This window comes from Afipia sp. MLSD5-FHT05B12 (genome assembly GCF_058793355.1).
Genome location: NZ_JBXAFS010000028.1, coordinates 1 through 18,483, shown reverse-complemented (window position 1 = coordinate 18,483; position 18,483 = coordinate 1). Strand labels below are relative to the sequence as shown.

23 protein-coding genes are annotated in these 18,483 nt (G+C 62.3%); 10 read left to right on the top strand and 13 right to left on the bottom strand.

Features of this window, described 5'->3' with window-relative positions:
• Positions 1 to 12: 12 nt before the first annotated feature.
• The gene (locus AC1Q6J_RS21780; protein WP_492281237.1) at positions 13 to 828 is read right to left on the bottom strand and encodes a hypothetical protein; all 816 of its coding nucleotides are present in this window, start codon (positions 826 to 828) and stop codon (positions 13 to 15) included.
• Between the two features lie 209 nt (positions 829 to 1,037).
• Here AC1Q6J_RS21780 and AC1Q6J_RS21775 point away from each other — a divergent pair, with 209 nt between their 5' ends.
• Positions 1,038 to 2,072, top strand: coding sequence for an aspartate-semialdehyde dehydrogenase (locus tag AC1Q6J_RS21775; RefSeq protein ID WP_492281236.1), 1,035 nt, complete (start codon positions 1,038 to 1,040; stop codon positions 2,070 to 2,072).
• A 41-nt stretch (positions 2,073 to 2,113) separates the two neighbouring features.
• On the top strand, positions 2,114 to 2,698 hold the full coding sequence (locus AC1Q6J_RS21770) for a TIGR00645 family protein (protein WP_492281235.1): 585 nt from the start codon (positions 2,114 to 2,116) through the stop codon (positions 2,696 to 2,698).
• 15 nt (positions 2,699 to 2,713) lie between these two features.
• Here the strand turns inward: AC1Q6J_RS21770 and AC1Q6J_RS21765 are convergent, their stop codons facing one another.
• A complete protein-coding gene (locus AC1Q6J_RS21765; protein WP_492281234.1) occupies positions 2,714 to 3,367 on the bottom strand; it encodes a carbonic anhydrase in 654 nt (217 codons plus the stop codon).
• A gap of 227 nt (positions 3,368 to 3,594) precedes the next feature.
• Here AC1Q6J_RS21765 and AC1Q6J_RS21760 point away from each other — a divergent pair, with 227 nt between their 5' ends.
• Positions 3,595 to 4,476: an HpcH/HpaI aldolase/citrate lyase family protein gene (locus tag AC1Q6J_RS21760; RefSeq protein ID WP_492281233.1), complete on the top strand. Its 882-nt coding sequence runs from the start codon at positions 3,595 to 3,597 to the stop codon at positions 4,474 to 4,476.
• 294 nt (positions 4,477 to 4,770) lie between these two features.
• On the opposite strand, the gene leuD is transcribed toward AC1Q6J_RS21760, so the two are convergent.
• Complete coding sequence (leuD, locus tag AC1Q6J_RS21755) at positions 4,771 to 5,376, bottom strand: 3-isopropylmalate dehydratase small subunit (RefSeq protein ID WP_492281232.1); 606 nt, start codon at positions 5,374 to 5,376, stop codon at positions 4,771 to 4,773.
• A gap of 86 nt (positions 5,377 to 5,462) precedes the next feature.
• Here leuD and AC1Q6J_RS21750 point away from each other — a divergent pair, with 86 nt between their 5' ends.
• The gene (locus tag AC1Q6J_RS21750; protein ID WP_492281231.1) at positions 5,463 to 5,702 is read left to right on the top strand and encodes a hypothetical protein; all 240 of its coding nucleotides are present in this window, start codon (positions 5,463 to 5,465) and stop codon (positions 5,700 to 5,702) included.
• Here AC1Q6J_RS21750 and AC1Q6J_RS21745 read toward each other — a convergent pair.
• Positions 5,695 to 6,093, bottom strand: a complete 399-nt coding sequence (locus AC1Q6J_RS21745) for a metallopeptidase family protein (RefSeq protein WP_492281230.1) — start codon at positions 6,091 to 6,093, stop codon at positions 5,695 to 5,697. The genes AC1Q6J_RS21750 and AC1Q6J_RS21745 overlap by 8 nt on opposite strands.
• Before the next feature lie 167 nt (positions 6,094 to 6,260).
• Here AC1Q6J_RS21745 and AC1Q6J_RS21740 point away from each other — a divergent pair, with 167 nt between their 5' ends.
• The 3 genes from AC1Q6J_RS21740 to AC1Q6J_RS21730 all read left to right on the top strand — a co-directional run bounded on the left by AC1Q6J_RS21740 (position 6,261) and on the right by AC1Q6J_RS21730 (position 7,644).
• Positions 6,261 to 6,566 (top strand): hypothetical protein, encoded by a 306-nt coding sequence (locus tag AC1Q6J_RS21740; RefSeq protein ID WP_492281229.1) that lies wholly within the window; start codon positions 6,261 to 6,263, stop codon positions 6,564 to 6,566.
• 222 nt (positions 6,567 to 6,788) lie between these two features.
• Entirely contained in the window at positions 6,789 to 7,040 is a 252-nt protein-coding gene (locus tag AC1Q6J_RS21735; protein WP_492281228.1) for a hypothetical protein, read from the top strand.
• A 223-nt stretch (positions 7,041 to 7,263) separates the two neighbouring features.
• Positions 7,264 to 7,644: a hypothetical protein gene (locus AC1Q6J_RS21730; RefSeq protein WP_492281227.1), complete on the top strand. Its 381-nt coding sequence runs from the start codon at positions 7,264 to 7,266 to the stop codon at positions 7,642 to 7,644.
• Between the two features lie 76 nt (positions 7,645 to 7,720).
• On the opposite strand, the gene leuC is transcribed toward AC1Q6J_RS21730, so the two are convergent.
• A complete protein-coding gene (leuC, locus tag AC1Q6J_RS21725; protein WP_492281226.1) occupies positions 7,721 to 9,133 on the bottom strand; it encodes a 3-isopropylmalate dehydratase large subunit in 1,413 nt (470 codons plus the stop codon).
• 286 nt (positions 9,134 to 9,419) lie between these two features.
• Here leuC and AC1Q6J_RS21720 point away from each other — a divergent pair, with 286 nt between their 5' ends.
• Positions 9,420 to 9,833: a VOC family protein gene (locus AC1Q6J_RS21720; RefSeq protein ID WP_492281225.1), complete on the top strand. Its 414-nt coding sequence runs from the start codon at positions 9,420 to 9,422 to the stop codon at positions 9,831 to 9,833.
• Positions 9,834 to 9,914: 81 nt separating this feature from the next.
• Here AC1Q6J_RS21720 and rplS read toward each other — a convergent pair whose 3' ends face one another.
• The 6 genes from rplS to ffh all read right to left on the bottom strand — a co-directional run bounded on the left by rplS (position 9,915) and on the right by ffh (position 14,428).
• The gene (rplS, locus tag AC1Q6J_RS21715; protein ID WP_492281224.1) at positions 9,915 to 10,313 is read right to left on the bottom strand and encodes a 50S ribosomal protein L19; all 399 of its coding nucleotides are present in this window, start codon (positions 10,311 to 10,313) and stop codon (positions 9,915 to 9,917) included.
• A 102-nt stretch (positions 10,314 to 10,415) separates the two neighbouring features.
• Positions 10,416 to 11,147, bottom strand: coding sequence for a tRNA (guanosine(37)-N1)-methyltransferase TrmD (trmD, locus tag AC1Q6J_RS21710; protein ID WP_492281259.1), 732 nt, complete (start codon positions 11,145 to 11,147; stop codon positions 10,416 to 10,418).
• Between the two features lie 88 nt (positions 11,148 to 11,235).
• Positions 11,236 to 11,667, bottom strand: coding sequence for a hypothetical protein (locus tag AC1Q6J_RS21705; RefSeq protein ID WP_492281223.1), 432 nt, complete (start codon positions 11,665 to 11,667; stop codon positions 11,236 to 11,238).
• Between the two features lie 156 nt (positions 11,668 to 11,823).
• A complete protein-coding gene (rimM, locus tag AC1Q6J_RS21700) occupies positions 11,824 to 12,351 on the bottom strand; it encodes a ribosome maturation factor RimM (RefSeq protein WP_492281222.1) in 528 nt (175 codons plus the stop codon).
• 169 nt (positions 12,352 to 12,520) lie between these two features.
• Positions 12,521 to 12,853, bottom strand: coding sequence for a 30S ribosomal protein S16 (rpsP, locus tag AC1Q6J_RS21695; protein ID WP_492281221.1), 333 nt, complete (start codon positions 12,851 to 12,853; stop codon positions 12,521 to 12,523).
• Positions 12,854 to 12,898: 45 nt separating this feature from the next.
• A complete protein-coding gene (gene ffh, locus AC1Q6J_RS21690) occupies positions 12,899 to 14,428 on the bottom strand; it encodes a signal recognition particle protein (RefSeq protein ID WP_492281220.1) in 1,530 nt (509 codons plus the stop codon).
• A 361-nt stretch (positions 14,429 to 14,789) separates the two neighbouring features.
• Between ffh and AC1Q6J_RS21685 the strand changes: the two genes are divergently transcribed.
• On the top strand, positions 14,790 to 15,848 hold the full coding sequence (locus tag AC1Q6J_RS21685; RefSeq protein WP_492281219.1) for an MBL fold metallo-hydrolase: 1,059 nt from the start codon (positions 14,790 to 14,792) through the stop codon (positions 15,846 to 15,848).
• A 66-nt stretch (positions 15,849 to 15,914) separates the two neighbouring features.
• On the opposite strand, the gene AC1Q6J_RS21680 is transcribed toward AC1Q6J_RS21685, so the two are convergent.
• Both AC1Q6J_RS21680 and AC1Q6J_RS21675 read right to left on the bottom strand, forming a co-directional pair.
• Positions 15,915 to 16,616 carry an SIMPL domain-containing protein gene (locus AC1Q6J_RS21680; RefSeq protein ID WP_492281218.1) on the bottom strand — a complete coding sequence of 234 codons (702 nt, stop codon included), beginning with the start codon at positions 16,614 to 16,616 and terminating at the stop codon, positions 15,915 to 15,917.
• A gap of 34 nt (positions 16,617 to 16,650) precedes the next feature.
• Complete coding sequence (locus AC1Q6J_RS21675) at positions 16,651 to 17,487, bottom strand: GyrI-like domain-containing protein (protein WP_492281217.1); 837 nt, start codon at positions 17,485 to 17,487, stop codon at positions 16,651 to 16,653.
• Positions 17,488 to 17,803: 316 nt separating this feature from the next.
• Between AC1Q6J_RS21675 and dapF the strand changes: the two genes are divergently transcribed.
• A partial coding sequence (dapF, locus tag AC1Q6J_RS21670; protein ID WP_492281216.1) for a diaminopimelate epimerase occupies positions 17,804 to 18,483 on the top strand: 680 nt, incomplete at its 3' end.

The window sequence follows — 18,483 nt, the reverse complement described above, 5'->3', positions numbered from 1 at the left end:
TGATTGATCGTCTCAATCCTGTGTGAGCGGGCCGCGCAATTGCGGAGCGCCGCCGGAGACGATCCAGTTCGCGGAGATGGTGGTTGCCGTTGTGGTGCAGGTGTCGCGCCTGAGTTCGGCATGCGCGAACAGTTCGGCCATCTTCGGATCGTTGCCCGCCGACAGCAGGGTCAGCCGGTTCAGCGTGCAGCCGAGAAATGTCCGCTGCGCGGCCAGCGAATCCGCCTGACAGGACCATCCGCTCATCCTGACACTTGGGTTTGAAAAGGTTTTCACAAAGCCAAGGCAGTCCCGCTTGGCAGGCAGGGCAGCCCCGCTGAAACGAAGCAGGATGACGCGGCCGAATTTGGTGTCCACGAAGCCCGCGGGCTCGACCTCGGCGGCGCGTCCGCCGGCCATCCGGGCCGCGACGTCGGCGTCGGCCGCTGCAAACGCGTCCAGTTCGCCGCCGGGGCGGTAAATTTCGATCTCGGCGGTAGGGGCCTCGCCAGTATGCGCGGCCCAGCGCAGGATGTCCTTGCGGCCGCCTTCGGGGTGCCGCAGGATCTCATAAGCATTTGTTTTATCGGATAAATCCAGCTTGCTGATGGCAAAAGCCGGGTGCGGCCGACTGGCTTGTGTCCAGCGCGGCAACGCGGGAAGTCCGGCCTCGGCCGCGCCCGGCCCGGTGGACACCAGATCCACGGCAATAACCGCGAGCACCGCCAGGCCGCAGACATAGGCCATGATACGCACCGCGACCGCGCTGCATTCGTCGGCAAAGCTGCGCAACGCCGGATGGATGCCGGAGGCATTCAGCACGGGCTGATCAAGCTGGATCGGGTTCATATATGGCTCTTGGCGGACGTTCTGTTCCGGTCGTGAACGGGAACGACCCTCTGCCGCGGCCGCGGACTTGAGAACTCCCGCCGCTTGACGTCAGACCTGCCCCCGCAGTTGCTTCTGCGTTGTATTTGGGCCGTTTTTCGCATAGAAGCGCTGCCTCTTCCCTTTCTACAGACAGCGAGGGCGAGGCATTTTTCTTCGGAGAGTCAACGATGGGTTACAAGGTTGCGCTAGTTGGAGCGACCGGCAACGTAGGCCGGGAGATGCTCAACATCCTGGACGAACGCAGTTTTCCGGCTGACGAGGTGGTCGCTTTGGCCTCCCGCCGCAGCATGGGCGTCGAAGTGTCCTATGGCGACCACACCCTGAAATGCAAAGCGCTCGAACATTACGATTTTAGCGATGTCGATATCTGCCTGATGTCGGCCGGCGGCGCCGTGTCCAAGGAATGGTCGCCGAAGATCGCAGCAGCGGGCGCTGTCGTGATCGACAATTCGTCGACCTGGCGGATGGACCCGGACGTGCCGCTGATCGTGCCGGAAGTGAACGCGGATGCGGTCAATGATTTCCGCAAGAAGGGCATCATCGCCAATCCGAACTGCTCGACCGCGCAGCTCGTCGTCGCGCTGAAGCCGCTGCACGACGCGGCGACCATCAAGCGGGTCGTGGTCTCGACCTATCAGTCGGTGTCCGGCGCGGGCAAGGATGCGATGGACGAACTGTTCTCGCAGACCAAGGCGGTCTACACCAACGATGAGCTCATCAATAAGAAGTTTCCGAAGCGGATCGCGTTCAACGTGATCCCGGAAATCGATGTGTTCATGGAGGATGGCTTCACGAAGGAAGAGTGGAAGATGATGGCGGAGACCAAGAAGATTCTTGATCCCAAAATCAAGCTGACCGCGACCTGCGTGCGCGTGCCGGTGTTCGTCGGCCATTCCGAGGCGGTGAATATCGAGTTCGAGAATCCGATCTCCGCCGATGAAGCACGCAACATCCTGCGCACCGCGCCGGGCTGCCTCGTGATCGACAAGCGCGAGCCGGGCGGCTACGTCACGCCATACGAATCCGCTGGCGAGGACGCCACCTACATCAGCCGCATCCGCGAGGACGCGACAGTGGAGAACGGTCTGGTGCTGTGGTGTGTGTCGGACAACCTGCGCAAGGGCGCCGCGCTGAACGCGGTTCAGATCGCGGAATGCCTGGTCAACCGCAAGCTGTTGCAGCCGAAAAAGAAGGCGGCCTGAGCCGCCTGATGCGGGCAGGAAAACGGGGCCGGGACTTAAGGATGACAAGCGAGCCATCTGAACACCGGCCTGCCGCTGGGGGCTATCAGCCGAATCCGGCGCTCAAGCGCGTTGAACATGCATTCGAATCCGTGCTGTTCAACAGCCGCTGGCTGATGGCGCCATTCTATCTCGGCCTTGTCATCAGTCTCCTCGTGTTGCTGTTTAAGTTTGTCGCGCTGCTGGTCGAGTTTATCGGTCATGCCGCCTTCGCAAAGGAATCCGACATCATTCTCGGCGTGCTGTCGCTGATCGACCTGTCGCTGACCGGCAATCTGGTTCTGATCGTGGTGTTCTCGGGTTACGAGAATTTCGTCTCACGCATCGATCCGCGCGGCCATCCCGACTGGCCGGAATGGATGACCAAGGTTGATTTCGCCGGGCTGAAGCAGAAGCTGCTGGCATCGATCGTCGCGATCTCGGCGATCCAGGTGCTGAAGGCTTTCATGAACATCGATGTGGCGTTCGACGCCCAGAAGCTCGCCTGGCTCGCCGGGATTCATCTCGTGTTTGTCGTCTCGACACTGCTGATCGTGTGGTCGGACAAGCTCGGCGGCCACGGGGCATCGAACAAGGCCGGGCATTAGCCGGCCAACCGATCGCTACCCGGTCAGGGACGGCTGGTAGACGCGGCTGAATTCGTTCGTGGCCTGATCGACGATGGACAGCGAGCCTTCGGCCACGCCGAAATAGGCGCCGTGCAGTCGCAGTTGACCGCTGTCGACGAGATTTTTCACGAACGGAAACGTGCCGAGGTTTTCCAGGCTGCGCAGAACCGCGGCCTTCTCGATCCGCGTGACGAATTGCTGCATCGTTTCGTGGTCGCGCTGCGCGACCTTTTCCCCCGGCTTGACGAACATCGACATCCACTTGCCGATGAAGTCGCCGGGCGACAACGGCGCGCTGTCGTCCACGAAGGCGCGAATGCCGCCGCATTGCGCGTGGCCCAGCACGACGATGTGTTTCACCTTGAGGACCTGAATCGCATATTCCAGCGCGGCCGAGACGCCATGCGCGTTGCCGTCGGGCTGGAAGACCGGCACCAGGTTGGCGACGTTGCGCACGACGAACAGTTCGCCCGGCCCGGCGTCGAAAATCACTTCCGGCGAGACGCGGGAATCGCAGCAGCCGATCACCATGACTTCCGGCGACTGGCCGACTTGCGACAGCTCGCGGTAGCGCGACTGTTCGGTGGGCAGGCGCTGGGTGACGAAGGTCTGGTAGCCGGCGAGCAGGCGTTCAGGAAACGGTGACATGGGAGGCCTCGCAAAATTGTCCCAGCAGGGCACGCGCCGGTTGGCTAACCCAGGAGAGCAATCGGAACAAGCCTTTCGGGCGCGGGATGGAAATGCTACTCAGGCTGCTTCGCCAGGACCCGCTTTCCGAAGTTCGTGATCCATCTCAGCACGGCCTTCCGCGACCTTCGGAACGTCATGGGTAATGATGCGGACTTGCGAGCTACGACACCAGTGGATACCAGATCATGATCCATCCGCGCCGCAGTGTTCTGTTCATGCCGGGCTCGAATGCCCGGGCGCTCGACAAGGCGCGGAACCTTCCCTGCGACGGCGTCATCCTCGATCTTGAGGACTCGGTTGCGCCCGACGCCAAGCCGATGGCGCGCGATCAGATCGCGCAAGCCGTCGCCGCCGGGGGCTTCGGCAAGCGCGAGATCATCATCCGCATCAACAATCTGGAATCGCCGTGGTGGCGGGATGATCTGGCGATGGCCGCCGCGGCGCGGCCCGGCGGCATTCTGGTGCCGAAAGTCTCAAGCCCGGATGATGTGAAAAAGCTCGAGGAACATCTGCGCGCGCTCAAGGCCGATCCCGCGATCTCCCTCTGGGCGATGATCGAAACGCCGCTGGGGGTGCTCTCCGCGCAGCCGATCGCGGCGACGGCGCGCGAAGGCGACAAGCGTCTTGCCGGCTTCATCATGGGGCCGAACGACATCGCGCGCGAGACCCGGATGCGGATGCTGCCGGGACGGGCAGCCATGCTGCCGTTGTTCGCGCATTGCATCCTCGCCGCGCGGGCCTATGGCCTTGAGATTCTCGACGGCCCCTACAACGACATCAGCGACGTCGCAGGCTTCGCGAAGGAGTGCGCGCAGGGCCGCGACATGGGCTTCGACGGAAAGACGCTGATCCATCCGGGCCAGATCGACGCCGCCAATGCGGCCTACACGCCGCCTGCGGAAGAGATTGCCCGCGCGCGCAAGATCATGGGTGTGTTCGATCTGCCGGAGAACGCGAACAAGGGCGTCGTTCAGCTCGACGGCCAGATGGTCGAGCGGCTCCATGTCGGGATGGCGAAACGCACGATTGCGATCGCGGATGCGATCGCGGCGCTGAAGGCGGGTTGAAGTTAGAAATTTACGCCGGATTTTTCATTCGGTCGTCCCCGCGAAGGCGGGGACCCATGATCTTTCGCGAAACATAACGATGTGTTGCGTCATCCCGAGGTGCGAGCCGCGTTAGCGGCGAGCCTCGAAGGATATGCACCGTATCGCCATCATCCTTCGAGGCTCGCAAATGCTCGCACCTCAGGATGACGACGATCCATTCGTCGCGCGCGGTGGTTATTGATCCCCACCTGCGCGGGGACGACACATTGTGTTTGGCAATAACGATTTCAGCTTACGGCAGCGAGCGGACTATCACAGCCACGGCCGCTCGGCTTTTTCCTTCGCCTCGAACACGTCGATCGACTTGCCCTTTTCCATGGTCAGGCCGATGTCGTCGAGGCCGTTGAGCATGCAGTGCTTGCGGAACGGATCGATCTCGAACTTGATCGTGCCGCCGTCGGGTCCGCGGATTTCCTGCTTCTCCAGATCGATCGTCAGCGTGGCATTGGAACCGCGGTCGGCATCGTCGAACAGCTTGTCGAGTTCGTCCTGCGAGACGCGGATCGGCAGGATGCCGTTCTTGAAGCAGTTGTTGTAGAAAATGTCGCCGAACGAGGTCGAGATCACGCAGCGGATGCCGAAGTCGCCGAGCGCCCAGGGCGCGTGCTCGCGGCTCGAGCCGCAGCCGAAATTGTCGCCGGCCACGAGGATCTTGGCCTTGCGGTAGGACGGCTTGTTGAGCACGAAATCCGGGTTCTCGCTGCCGTCGTCCTTGTAACGCTGCTCGGAGAACAGGCCCTTGCCGAGACCGGTGCGCTTGATGGTCTTGAGATACTGCTTCGGGATGATCATGTCGGTATCGACGTTGATGATCTTCAGCGGCGCGGCGACGCCCTCGAGGGTCGTAAACTTGTCCATGATGTTCCCGTGAACCGGCTACAGTTTGAGGTGTTCTAAATATATCATCCCCGCCGTCAAGGCTATGCGCTGGGGGAGGACACATCATGAACGCCATGCGCTGCGGCCGCCTGCTGAAGCTGGCTTTTCTGGCGGGAATGATGGTCCTGCTGATGCCGCGGGACGATGCCCGCGCCCAGATGTGGTGCATACGCGACTTTGGCAGCGACAAGCCTGTGTGTGTGTTCCCTACGGCGCGGGACTGCACGTCGGCTGCGGTGATCCGGGGCGGCATCTGCGAACGTGAGCCGCTGGTGTCCCGCAAGCCTGCGCCGTGCATCAGGTGACGGCGGCTTCGATCGCTTCCATGTCGTCGTCCGACAGTCCGAAGTGGTGGCCGATCTCATGCACCAGAACATGCGTCACGACATGACCCAGGGTTTCGTCGTGTTCGGCCCAGTAATCGAGGATCGGACGGCGGTAGAGCCAGATCATGTTCGGCATGGGAGCAATATCGCCGCTTGAGCGAAACGGCAGGCCGATGCCCTGGAACAGACCGAGCAGATCGAATTCGCTCTCGGCCTTCATCTCCTCGAGAACGTCCTCCGACGGGAAGTCGTCGATCTGGATGATCAGCCCCTCGCAGAGGTCGCGGAAATGCTTCGGCAGCCGCGCGAACGCGCCATGCGCGATCGCTTCCATGTCTTCAAGGGTGGGGGATTTCGCGGTCGGCCACATCGGTCCTGTTTAGAGGGCTTGGCCGCGGGGGCCAAGAGTTCAAAAGGGTTTCAGGGGTTCAGCGTGGGCTGAAACCTCCATTTTGCGCCTTCATGGTGTTGACGTGTCCGCCTCAATCGGAGACGTTGCCGCCATCGTTTGACTTGAATTATACGGGGCGGCGCTTCATGACGCGGGCAGGGACTTCGGCCATTCTCATGGGCTTCTTCGCAGGCCTGATTGTTCTGGCGCTGCCGGATGCCGTGCAGGCTCAGTCCGCTTCGGCCACCGTCCATCACGGGCTGACCGCCGAGGAATTTTCCGCGCAAAGCCGCGAGGTCATTCGCCGCACGCCGCGCCGCGTCCGGATCTATCGCGGTTCCAGCTATCCCGGTCCGAACTCCAAGCGCGTCTGCAATGCGTACTACGAGCAGGAATACCGCCCGAGCGGAACGGTCATCGTGCCGCGCATGAACTGCTACTGGAGCGGCTGATGTTCGGCCGGCGGTTCAGCTTTTTCTGAGCGTGCCGGGCGCGCCAGCGCACATCATCCATGGTCAGCAATGCCATCGCGGTCCACGCGCCGATCCGTTCATCAATGCGGCGCGGATATTCAGCACGCATTCACGTCATTCTTCCTAGCTTCATGCAAACGGACTTCGGATGAAAACCACGCACCGGAATTCGTTCAAGGCTCATACGAGGAGAGAATGCTCATGAAGATGAATGTCAGAACGATGTTTGGTCTCGCAGCCGTCGCCGGACTGCTGGCGGTTGCGGTGCCCACGGGCGGCGCGCAGGCCTTATCGCTGATGAATCCGGCTGCGAGTTCGTCCGCGAAGCAGGCATCCGGGTCCATCACAACCGAGGTTCATTGGCGCCGTCATCACGATCACGGCTGGCGCGGCCATCACGGCTGGCACCATCGCCATGGCTGGCGGCATCACCGCCGCCATCACTGGTATTGAGTTAGGCTTCGTTCATGATGCGGTTTGAACAAAATTGATCAAATCCGCGCGTCATGATCTTGCTGCAAATCCGACGTCATCCTTATTTTAGTTTCAGGCGGGGCCGCCGCTATGGCCCCGCCCGGTTCGCGAGGCCAACGGAGGCCGTCGTCGGACGGATGAACGGAAATCGGTGATGCGCGTTATCTTTAACGTGTCGAGCAACGATTGGAGGAGAATTGCAATGAGAAAGCTTGTGGGAGCCGCGGCGGTTGCTGCCGCTCTTTCAATTGCCGGCTGGATGTCGCTCGCGCCTGCGAGCGCTGCATCATCGGCCCCAGCGGTGTCGCGTGACGCGCGCCCGGCACAGGCCCAGCCGACCGATGTCAGCGCCCGCCGCCGCTATTACCGGCGGTATGGCTATTACGGCCCGCGTTATTACAGACCGTACTATCGACCATATTACCGATCCTACTACAGGCCGTATTACGGCTACGGTTATGGCTATCGCCCCTACTATTACCGGCCAGCCTACTATCGGCCTTACGGCTATCCGTACTACGGCGGCTACGGCTACGGTCCGCGTTTCTACGGGCCCGGCCTCAGCATCGGCTTCGGCTGGTAACGCTGGGACAGTGTGAAAACAGAACAGGCGCTCGTTTGAGCGCCTGTTTTTTTTTACCGCGAGGATCTGAAGCGTCTCAGGCCGAATGCCATTCGCGGATGTCGACAAAGTGTCCGGCGATGGCCGCGGCTGCGGCCATGGCGGGCGACACCAGATGGGTGCGGCCCTTGAAGCCCTGACGGCCCTCGAAGTTGCGGTTCGAGGTCGACGCGCAGCGCTCTTCCGGCGACAGCTTGTCGGGATTCATCGCAAGGCACATCGAGCAGCCCGGCTCGCGCCATTCGAAACCGGCCTTGATGAAAATCTTGTCGAGCCCTTCGGCTTCGGCCTGTTCCTTCACAAGGCCCGAGCCCGGCACGATCATCGCATTGAGATTGCCGTTGACGGTGTGACCGGCGACGACTTTCGCGGCGGCGCGCAGATCCTCGATGCGTCCGTTGGTGCAGGAGCCGATGAAGATGCGGTCGAGCTTGATGTCGGTGATCTTGGTACCGGCCTTCAGACCCATGTAGTCGAGCGCGCGCTGCTTCGACAGACGCTTGGCCTCGTCCTCGATCTTGGCGGGATCCGGCACAAAGCCCGAGATCGACACGACGTCCTCGGGTGAGGTGCCCCAGGTCACGATCGGCGGCAGCTTCGCGGCATCGAGGCGGATCTCGTGATCGAAGTGCGCGCCCTGGTCGGTGCGCAGCGTATCCCAGTAACGCAGACCGGCTTCCCACGCTTCGCCGGTCGGCGCCATCGGACGGCCCTTGAGGAATTCGTAGGCCTTCTCGTCGGGCGCGATGAGACCGGCGCGCGCGCCGCCTTCGATCGACATGTTGCAGACCGTCATGCGGCCTTCCATCGACAGCGAACGGATCGCGTCGCCGGCGTATTCCAGCACGTAGCCGGTGCCGCCCGCGGTGCCGATCTCGCCGATGATGGCGAGGATGATGTCCTTCGCGGTCACGCCGTCGGGCAATGCGCCGTCGACGGTGGCGCGCATGTTCTTGGCCTTCTTCTGGATCAGCGTCTGCGTCGCGAGGACATGCTCCACCTCCGACGTGCCGATGCCATGCGCCAGCGCGCCGAACGCGCCGTGCGTCGAGGTGTGGCTGTCGCCGCAAACAATAGTGGTCCCCGGCAGCGTGAAGCCCTGCTCGGGGCCGATCACATGCACGATGCCCTGGCGCTTGTCGTGTTCGTTGAAGTACTCGACGCCGAACTCGCGCGCGTTCTCGGCCAGCGTCGCGATCTGCTCGGCGCTTTCCGGATCGGGATTGGGTTTCGAGCGGTCGGTGGTCGGGACGTTGTGATCCACCACGGCGAGCGTCTTCTTCGGCGCGCGGACCTTGCGTCCGCTGGTCCGCAATCCCTCGAACGCCTGCGGCGAAGTGACTTCATGGACAAGATGGCGGTCGATGTAGAGCAGACAGGTGCCGTCGGGCTGCTCATCAACCAGATGGTCGTTCCAGATCTTGTCGTAGAGAGTCGTCGCTTTGGCCATTTTAGGTTGTCCGAATTGGTGTTTGCGGGCCTCTGGGGCCGCTGGTAATCGCTTCCGCCCTTTTTACTCGCTTAACAGGACAGGGGAAAGTATCCTGGTGTCCTGAATTCGAAGTTCGCCTCTTTTTGTAGCGCGCTTCATAGCGAACTTCGAATTCAAAAGGACATCAGAAATTACAATTCTGGTGTGGTTTTGGTTCGCAAGTCCGCAAATGAACGTGCCGAGAAAATGATGCGGACTTGCGAACCCCACACCAGCCACATAATAGCCTATGCAGGATCGCACAATGACCGCACGCCCGCCGGTTGCTCCGTATCTCACTGTTTCGCCCGCCGCCGGAGCGATTGCGTTTTATACCGCAGCGTTCGATGCGCGGCAGAAAGCGCTGATGCCCGCGATGGACGGCCTGCGCATCCTGCACTGCGAACTCGAGATCAACGGCGGCGCGCTGTTTCTGTCCGACGCGTTTCCCGAATTCGGGACCGCGCGCACGCCGCTGCCGGGCGAGCCGGTGACCATGTCGGTCAGTCTCGAATTCGCAACGGCCGACGAAGTGGACGCCGTGTTCGCGCGCGCCACCAAACTTGGTGCGAAAGGCGAGGTGACGCCGACCTATTCGTTCTGGGGCACGCGAACCGCGATCCTGCGCGATCCGTTCGGCCACCGCTGGATCATGAACGGGCCGCTGACACAGAAGTAGGCGCCGCCGAATCCCATTGCCGAAAACAAAAAAGCGCGGTGATGCACCGCGCTTTTTCTTAAATCATCGGGCGTTGCGCGCTTACGCGCCCGAAGCGGCCTTCAGCGTTTCTTTTTCGCGGTTGTCCTGCTTCTCGACAATGCGCGCCGACTTGCCGCGCAGACCGCGCAGGTAATACAGCTTGGCGCGACGCACCTTGCCGCGGCGCACGAGCTTGATCGAGTCGATCATCGGCGAGTAGATCGGAAACACGCGCTCCACGCCTTCGCCGTAGGAAATCTTGCGGACGGTGAAGCTCTCGTGGATGCCGCCGCCGTTGCGGCCGATGCAGACGCCTTCATAGGCCTGCACGCGCGAACGCTCGCCTTCGACAACCTTGACGTTGACGATGACGGTATCGCCCGGTCCGAAATCCGGAATCGTCTTTCCCGCGGAAAGCTTTTCCAGCTGCTCTTTGTCGAGCTCTTGAATGAGGTCCATCGCAAAACTCCATCGGCGGCGCGCCCGGAAGGGGCTGCGCGGAAATTCGTATCCAGCACATGCACGGATTGGGCGGTCGTATACGCCAAAGCCGTCCCCTTGTCACCCTTTTGTCGTGTCTTTTCGCGGGCGCAAGGCGGTGTTTGGGGCTTTTTTGGCCGCCCAGAGGTCCGGCCGCCGGGCCCTGGTCAGGGCTTCGGCCTCCGCCCGCCGCCAGGCCTCGATCCGGGCGTGGTCGCCGGACACCAGCACGTCCGGGATGGTCCGGCCCTCGAAATCCTGCGGGCGGGTATATTGAGGGTATTCCAGTAGTCCGTCCGAGAAACTCTCGTCGGCTCCGGAGCTTAGCTTCCCCATGACGCCCGGCAGAAGCCGCACGCAGGCGTCTATCAGGGCCAGGGCTGCGATTTCGCCGCCTGACAGCACATAGTCCCCGAGGGAGATTTCCTCGAGCCCACGGGCCTCGATAGCCCGCTGGTCGATGCCTTCGAACCGACCGCAAACGATCAATGGACCGGGGCCAGTGGCGAGTTCCATCACCCGTTTCTGGGTCAGGGGCGTCCCGCGCGGGCTCATCAGCAGGCGTGGGCGATCGGGAGTGATTTTGGCAGCATCGATCGCCGCCGCCAGCACATCGGCACGCAGCACCATGCCGGGTCCGCCGCCGGCCGGGGTGTCGTCCACGCTGCGGTGCCTGTCGGTGGCGGCGTCGCGAATATCGCGGGCCTCCAGCGCCCAGACGCCGGACGCCAGCGCCTTGCCCGCAAGGCTGATGCCGAGGGGCCCAGGAAACATCTCCGGAAACAGCGTGAGCACGGTCGCGCGCCAAGTCATCGACAACCTATGCCTCGATAGTTGTGGTGGCTGGGATCGTCCCAGCCATCCAGAGGCAGAAGCTGCATCTCGTTAATGCTCAACCGGATTAGATGCGGCGGAATGGTTTCACCACAGGCTGTTCCTTTGTTGCTGGCGCCGCAGTATCGGCTCCGAGCTTTGCAAGGTCGCCGATCGTTAGGTCGGCCAATTTTATCTCGCCGAGGATGCGCTTCTTAAGATCTTCCGAAATGGTGAAGCCCTGCTCCAAAAGGTCTACATCAAGCTCGCGGCCATAGGACGCCTTGAAGAGCTTGAAAATGTCTCCCTCTGTGAACGTGAGATCCATCCGATACGATCCTTGATGCTTGAGATCTTGTCCCCAAGACACCGTTATCTCCCCATAGCGAGCAAACAATCCAGGGGAGGTCCAACGGATAGACTTGTTTCGATCATCGCTAATACGAAATTGAGAAAGATCATGAGCTACCAATGTTTTGGTGCCCATATCTCGACTCCAGCCGCGCAATTTGATTTCCATTCTGGGAATCCCTTTGCTGTGTATCTTCGGATTGGGGGTCAAAGAAGATTGAAATCGTCTTAATAAACTCAGCTTAATACGAGTTTTGTGTCAAAAATGCGGCAAAAATCAAAATAAACTCAGCAAGAGGGCATGGATAAGTATTGTACCGGCATTTTAACTTTCGCCTGCATCCTCGCCTTCGATCTCCTGCGGCATCACGATCACCACATGGCCGCCGGCGAGATCGACCGTCGGCACCACCGCGTCGGTAAACGGCAGCAGCAAGGTCGGGCCCTGCGGCGGCGCGATTTCGATGATGTCGCCGGCGCCGAAATTATGGACCGCGAGCACCTTGCCGATCGCAACACCCGCGGGATCGAGCGCGCGCAGTCCGATCAGGTCGGCATGATAGTATTCGCCTTCGTCGGTCTCGGGCAGCCTGTCGCGGGAAATATAAAGCTCAAGGCCGTTGATGCGCTCGGCATCTTCGCGGGTCGTGATGCCTTTGATGACCGCGACCAGATGATCCTTGGCGACGCGGGCACGGACCACTTCAAACCGGCGCGCGCCGTCCTTGGTCGATAGCGGACCGTAGTCGATCACGGCCATCGGGTCTTCGGTGAACGGCCACAGCCGCACTTCGCCGCGCACACCGTGCGCGGCGCCGATTCTCGCAACGCAGATCAGCGCTGCTTTTGTCACGCTAGTGTCCCGCATCCGAAGTTCGCCTCATGTGCGGCACTCTCCCAGCGAACTTCGGATGCGAAAGGACACTAGCCAAATATAATTCCAGTGTGGCTTTGGTTTACAAGTCCGCAAACGAGACGTGCTGCGTGAACGATGCGGACTTGTAAACCGCCACACTGAGCGCTTAAGCCTTGGCGGCGGCTTCAGCGTTGGCCTTGCGCTCCTTGCGCGGCACGGCCTTCTCGGGGTTCTTGCGCGGCTCACGCTTCTTGACGCCGGCGGCGTCGAGGAAGCGCATCACGCGGTCCGACGGCTGCGCGCCCTTGGCGAGCCAGGACTTCACCTTCTCCATGTCGAGCTTGAGGCGCAGGTCGCTGTCCTTCGGGAGCAGCGGATTGAAGTGGCCGAGACGCTCGATGAAGCGGCCATCGCGCGGAAAGCGCGAGTCGGCGACGACGACGTGATAGACCGGGCGCTTCTTGGTGCCTGCGCGAGCAAGGCGGATAACGACTGACATTCTCTTCTCCGTTGGTGTGTTCGAATTTCGTGAAAACTGTTTCGGCTATTTCTTCTTGCCGATCCCCGGAAATCCGCCGAGGCCTGGTTTCCCAAGTCCCGGCAGTGTCGGTTTTCCAAGACCCGGCAGGCCCGGAAAGTCTTTCGGCAGCGACGGCGCGCCTTGCGGAATTCCGCCGGGCATCTTCGCAGCCAGTTCCTTCATCGCGTCGGCTGACGGCATTCCATTGCCGCCAAAGCCCATCGCCTGCGCCATGCCCGCCAGCGGGCCGCGCTTGCCCTGACCCATGGCCTTCATCATGTCGGCCATGTTCCGGTGCATCTTGAGCAGCTTGTTGACTTCCTCGACCTTGAGGCCTGCGCCGGCAGCAATGCGCTTCTTGCGGCTGGCCTTGAGGATGTCGGGGTTCTTGCGCTCCTCGCGCGTCATCGAATCGATCACCGCCATCTGACGCTTCACGACCTTGTCGTCGAGGTTGGCGGCGGCGATCTGGTTCTTCATCTTGGCGATGCCGGGCATCATGCCCATCAGGCCGCCGAGGCCGCCCATGGTCTGCATCTGCTGCAGCTGATCGCGCAGGTCGGCAAGATCGAACTTGCCCTTGCGCATCTTCTCGGCGACGCGCGCGGCTTTCTCCGCGTCGATATGCGCAGCCGCCTTCTCGACGAGGGAGACGACGTCGCCCATGCCGAGGATGCGGCCCGCGATCCGCGAGGGATGGAAGTCTTCCAGCGCATCGGTCTTTTCGCCGGTGCCGATCAGCTTGATCGGCTTGCCGGTGACCGCGCGCATCGAGAGCGCGGCGCCGCCGCGTCCGTCGCCGTCCACGCGCGTCAGCACGATGCCGGTGAGGCCGACGCGCTGATCGAACGCGCGCGCCAGATTGACAGCGTCCTGGCCGGTCAGCGAGTCCGCGACCAGAAGAACTTCATGCGGCTTCGCGGCGGTTTTCACCTCCGCGGCTTCGCTCATCATCTCTTCGTCGAGGGTGGTGCGGCCCGCGGTGTCGAGCAGCACAATGTCATAGCCGCCGAGCTTGCCAGCTTGCAGCGCGCGCTGGGCGATCTGCACCGGCTTCTGTCCAGCCACGATGGGCAGCGTTTCAACCGACAGGTCGCGGCCGAGTACGGCGAGCTGTTCCTGCGCGGCCGGGCGATAGACGTCGAGCGACGCCATCAGAACTTTTTTCTTGTCGCGCTGGGTGAGGCGGCGCGCCAGCTTCGCGGTGGTGGTGGTTTTGCCGGAGCCTTGCAGGCCGACCATCATGATCGCGATCGGGGCGGGTGCGTTGAGATCGATGCTCTGTCCGTCCGAACCAAGCGTCGCGACCAGTTCGTCGTGAACGATCTTCACGACCATCTGGCCCGGCGTCACCGACTTGACGACGGTGGCGCCGATCGCCTGCTCGCGCACCCTGTCGGTGAACGAGCGCACCACGTCGAGCGCGACGTCGGCCTCGAGCAGCGCGCGGCGCACCTCGCGCATGGCGGCATCGACATCGGCTTCCGACAGCGCACCGCGCCGCGTCAGCCGATCGAGAATGCCTCCAAGCTTTTCCGACAGATTGTCGAACACGTTCTGATCCTGTTTTCGTCATGGCCGGGCGTGTCCCGGCCATCCACGTCTTCATCCTCAGCGCAGGGTAAGTCGTGGATGCCCGGAACAAGTCCGGGCATGACGACCGTGGGTTTGTGAGGTCAAACCCAAACACTTTTACGCCCGAGGGCGCACAGCGCTGTCGGGCGTTGGCCTCCGGCATCCGGTGCCGGGCGGCGGGTCGAAAAGAACGTCTTTCCGAGAAGTGCCGGGGTTAAACCGCCCATCGCCCGAAAAGTCAAGAAAAGACCGAAAAATGCTGATTCTGGGCCGGGTTGCGCAATGCCTCCGGGGAACCTAACTGTTGCCCCGGCAGGCCATTTCCGGCCTTTTGGACCCCATGAACGTCACCCGTCGCCGCCTTCTCGGTCTGCTCGCCGGCGCCACGGTCGCCTTGGGCGTGCCGTCTGCCTGGATGTCCCGCATGAAAACCTATGCCGGCCCGTTGTCCGATCATTTCGACGGTACCTATTTCTTCGACCCCGACGGCTCGCCGCCCAAGAAGCTGTGGGAGGTGCTGCGCTGGCAGATCACCAAGACGGCGGCCAAATGGCCGGAGCGCGCGCCGAGCCCCTACGCCGATACGCCGCCGCCGCAAGTGAACGGCGGCAAGGCGCGGTTTTCCTATGTCGGGCACGCAAGCTGGCTGATCCAGACCGCGGGGCTCAATATCCTGGTCGATCCGGTGTGGTCGGAACGCGCCTCGCCGGTGAGCTTCGCGGGACCGAGGCGCGTCAACGATCCCGGTATCGCCTTCGAGGCGCTGCCGCCGATCGACGTGGTGCTGGTGTCGCACGGACATTACGATCATCTCGATGCGCGAACCTTGTCGAAACTCGCCGCGAAGTTTTCGCCGCGTATCATCACGCCGCTTGGCAACGATGTGACGATGGCATCGAACGACGCGGCGATCCGCGCCGAAGCGTTCGACTGGAATGAGCGGGTCGAGATCGGCAACGGCGTCGCGGTCACGCTGGTGGCGACGCGTCACTGGACCGCGCGCGGGCTGTTCGATCGCAACAAGGCGCTGTGGGCGAGTTTCGTGCTGGAGACGCCGGCCGGGAAACTCTATCTCGTCGCCGATTCAGGCTACGGCACCGGCGCGCATTTCCGGCGCGTCCGCGAAACGCACGGCCCGCTGCGGGCGGCGATCCTGCCGATCGGCGCCTATGAGCCGCGCTGGTTCATGCGCGAGATGCACATGAACCCCGAGGATGCCGTGAAGGCGCTGGCGGATTGCGGAGCCGAGATGGCGCTGGCGCATCATCACGGCACGTTCCAGTTGACCGACGAGGCCATCGACGCGCCGGTCAACGATCTCGCAAAGGCGCTCGATGCGGCCGGCGTTGCGCGCGACAGATTTTTGGCGCTCAAGCCCGGCCAGGTGTTCGAGATTTAGATTGATTGAAGCGAGACATTGCGGTTTGGCGCGATGCGCTCCCTCTCCCCACGGGAGAGGTGACCACTACTGCGCCTTCTGCTTCAGCTCGTAGGACACGCTCACCGAGACGCGCAGCGTTTCCTCGCCCTGCGCCACCGGCGCGGACGCAGCGATGCCGGCCGCCATCTTGCGATACGGCACCGGGCCCGGCGCGGTTTCCTCCGAGATGCTGATCGGTGCGCCGAGCGAGATGTTTGCGGCCTTCGCATAGATCTCAGCCTTGCGCTTCGCGTCGGCGATGGCTTCGGCGCGTGCGTCATCCAGCAATTTCGAGGCCTTCGACACCATGAAGCTGATGCCGCTGATCTCGTTGGCGCCGGAGCCCACCAGCACGTCGATGGTGTCGGCGACCCTGGTGATGTCGCGAATGGTGACGGTGACGCGGTTGCTGGCGCGGTAGCCGACAATCAGGAACGGCGCGTTGGCGTTGCGCCCCGGTGTACTCTGCGGCGACAGCGACAGGCGCGAGGTCTGAATGTCCTTCTCGGCGATACCGGCGCCCTTCAGCGCTTGCAGAACGACGCCCATCGCCTTGTTGTTGGCTTCGGAGGCCTCGCGCGCGGTCTTTGCCTCGGTGGTGACGCCGCTGTCGATCTGCGCCAGATCCGGCGGCACCGAAATCGAGGCTTCGCCGGTGACCGAGACCGTCGGCGGCAAAGACTGTCCGGACGCGGACGATGCCATGGCGGCGATGGCGATCGCGGCGATAGCGGTGCGGGCACGCATTTATGAAACTCCAGTTTTTATTTGAGCGACGGTTCTACTTGAGCGGGACGAACACGTTGATGACGAGGTTGTCTTCCGTCGTCGTCAGCGGATCGGTGATGTATTCCTCGATGAACGTGTCCCTGGCTTCCAGTTTCTTGTCGTCGAGGTGGTTGGTGATCGCCTCGTAGGTATTGTCCATGTTGTCATACGAGCCGCGATGGACAAATTTCAGTGTCGGGCCTTCGGGCGATGTGCCGATGCTCATGCCCCTGGCGAGATTCTTCGGATCCCCTTCGACCGGAATTTCGGCCTGATAGGTGAAGCCCGCGTCGTCGGTCGAGGTGTAGACGATCAGCGACGATCCCGCGGGCTTGACGCCCTGCTTGTCGAGAAAGCCCGACAGTGTTTTCAGCGATCCAACCAGCGTCTCGAACGCATTATCCCAGGTCGCGCTGCCCTTCAGGATCACGACCTTTTTCGCGGTCAAGGTCTGCTGCTCGCCGAACGGGTCGGCGGTTTTCACGCTTGGCGCGGCCGGTGCCGCCGGAGCCTCCGCCGCGGGTGGTGCTGCCGGAAGTGTGGCAGGTGTTTCCGCGGCGGGCGCCGGCGGAGATGCCGGGGTTGCCGCTGAGGCTGGCGGAGCGGGCGAGGCCGGAGTGGCCGTCTCGGGCGCTGCGGGTGCGGGCGAAGGCGGGACCGCCGTGGCCGTGGTGCTGGACGGCGGCGACGGGGCCGGCCCGGTGGCTGATCCCGCATTCGATCCCGAGTTCGATCCCAGGTTCGACCCCAAGTTCGACCCCAAGTTCGACCCCATGGGCAGCTTGATCCAGACCGCTGCCGCAACGACCAGCGCCATGGCGACCAAAACGGCAACGCGGGTATTCGTCATTCATGGTCTCCGAAGCGTCAGCGGGGTAAATCTTGTTGGATCGACCTAGTGATCCGGTTCTGACATTCGTATCTTAATCTCAGCAGGCATCTTTTACGAATGTCAGAACCTAAGGATCACTAGAATCATGATTTGCCAGTGTCCTTTCGCATCCGCCGTTCGCTCGGGAAGTGCCGCAAAATGAAGCGAACAGCGGATGCAGGACACTAGGTTACCACGAACCGCTCGGAACTGGCATGCGTTCCAAACTGGGCAATCGCGAGGCAGGCGGCCGCTCTGGTCAAGTCGCTCCGCATTCGCCATATAGGCGGGGACAATGAGCACACTCGCCAACCATGGCTTTGCCAAGATGAACGGCATCGGCAACGAGATCGTCGTTGTCGACCTGCGCGATTCTGCCGCGACCGTCACGCCCGATGAGGCCCGTGCGGTCGCGTCGCCTGCGGGCGTGCCTTACGACCAGTTGATGGTGCTGCATCCGCCGCGCGTCCAGGGCACCAGCGCCTTCATCCGCATTTACAACAATGACGGCTCGGAGGCCGCGGCCTGCGGCAACGGCATGCGCTGTGTCGCGCGGCAGGTGCTCGAGGAAACCGGCAAGACCGCGCTGACCTTCGAGACCCGTGCGGGCCTGTTGAATTGCTGGCAGGGGCCGTCGCCCGGTCTCTATACCGTCGACATGGGCGTGCCGAAGTTCGGCTGGCAGGACATTCCGCTGGCCGAGGAATTCCGCGACACGCGTTACATCGAATTGCAGATCGGGCCGATCGACGCGCCGATCCTGCATTCGCCGTCGGTCGTCAGCATGGGCAATCCCCACGCGATCTTCTGGGTGGACGACATCGAGGCCTATGACCTCGAACGGGTCGGCCCGCTGCTTGAAAACCATCCGGTTTTCCCGGAGCGCGCCAACATCACGCTCGCGCACATCGTCGATCGCGAGCATATCGTGATGCGAACATGGGAGCGCGGCGCGGGCCTGACCAGGGCCTGCGG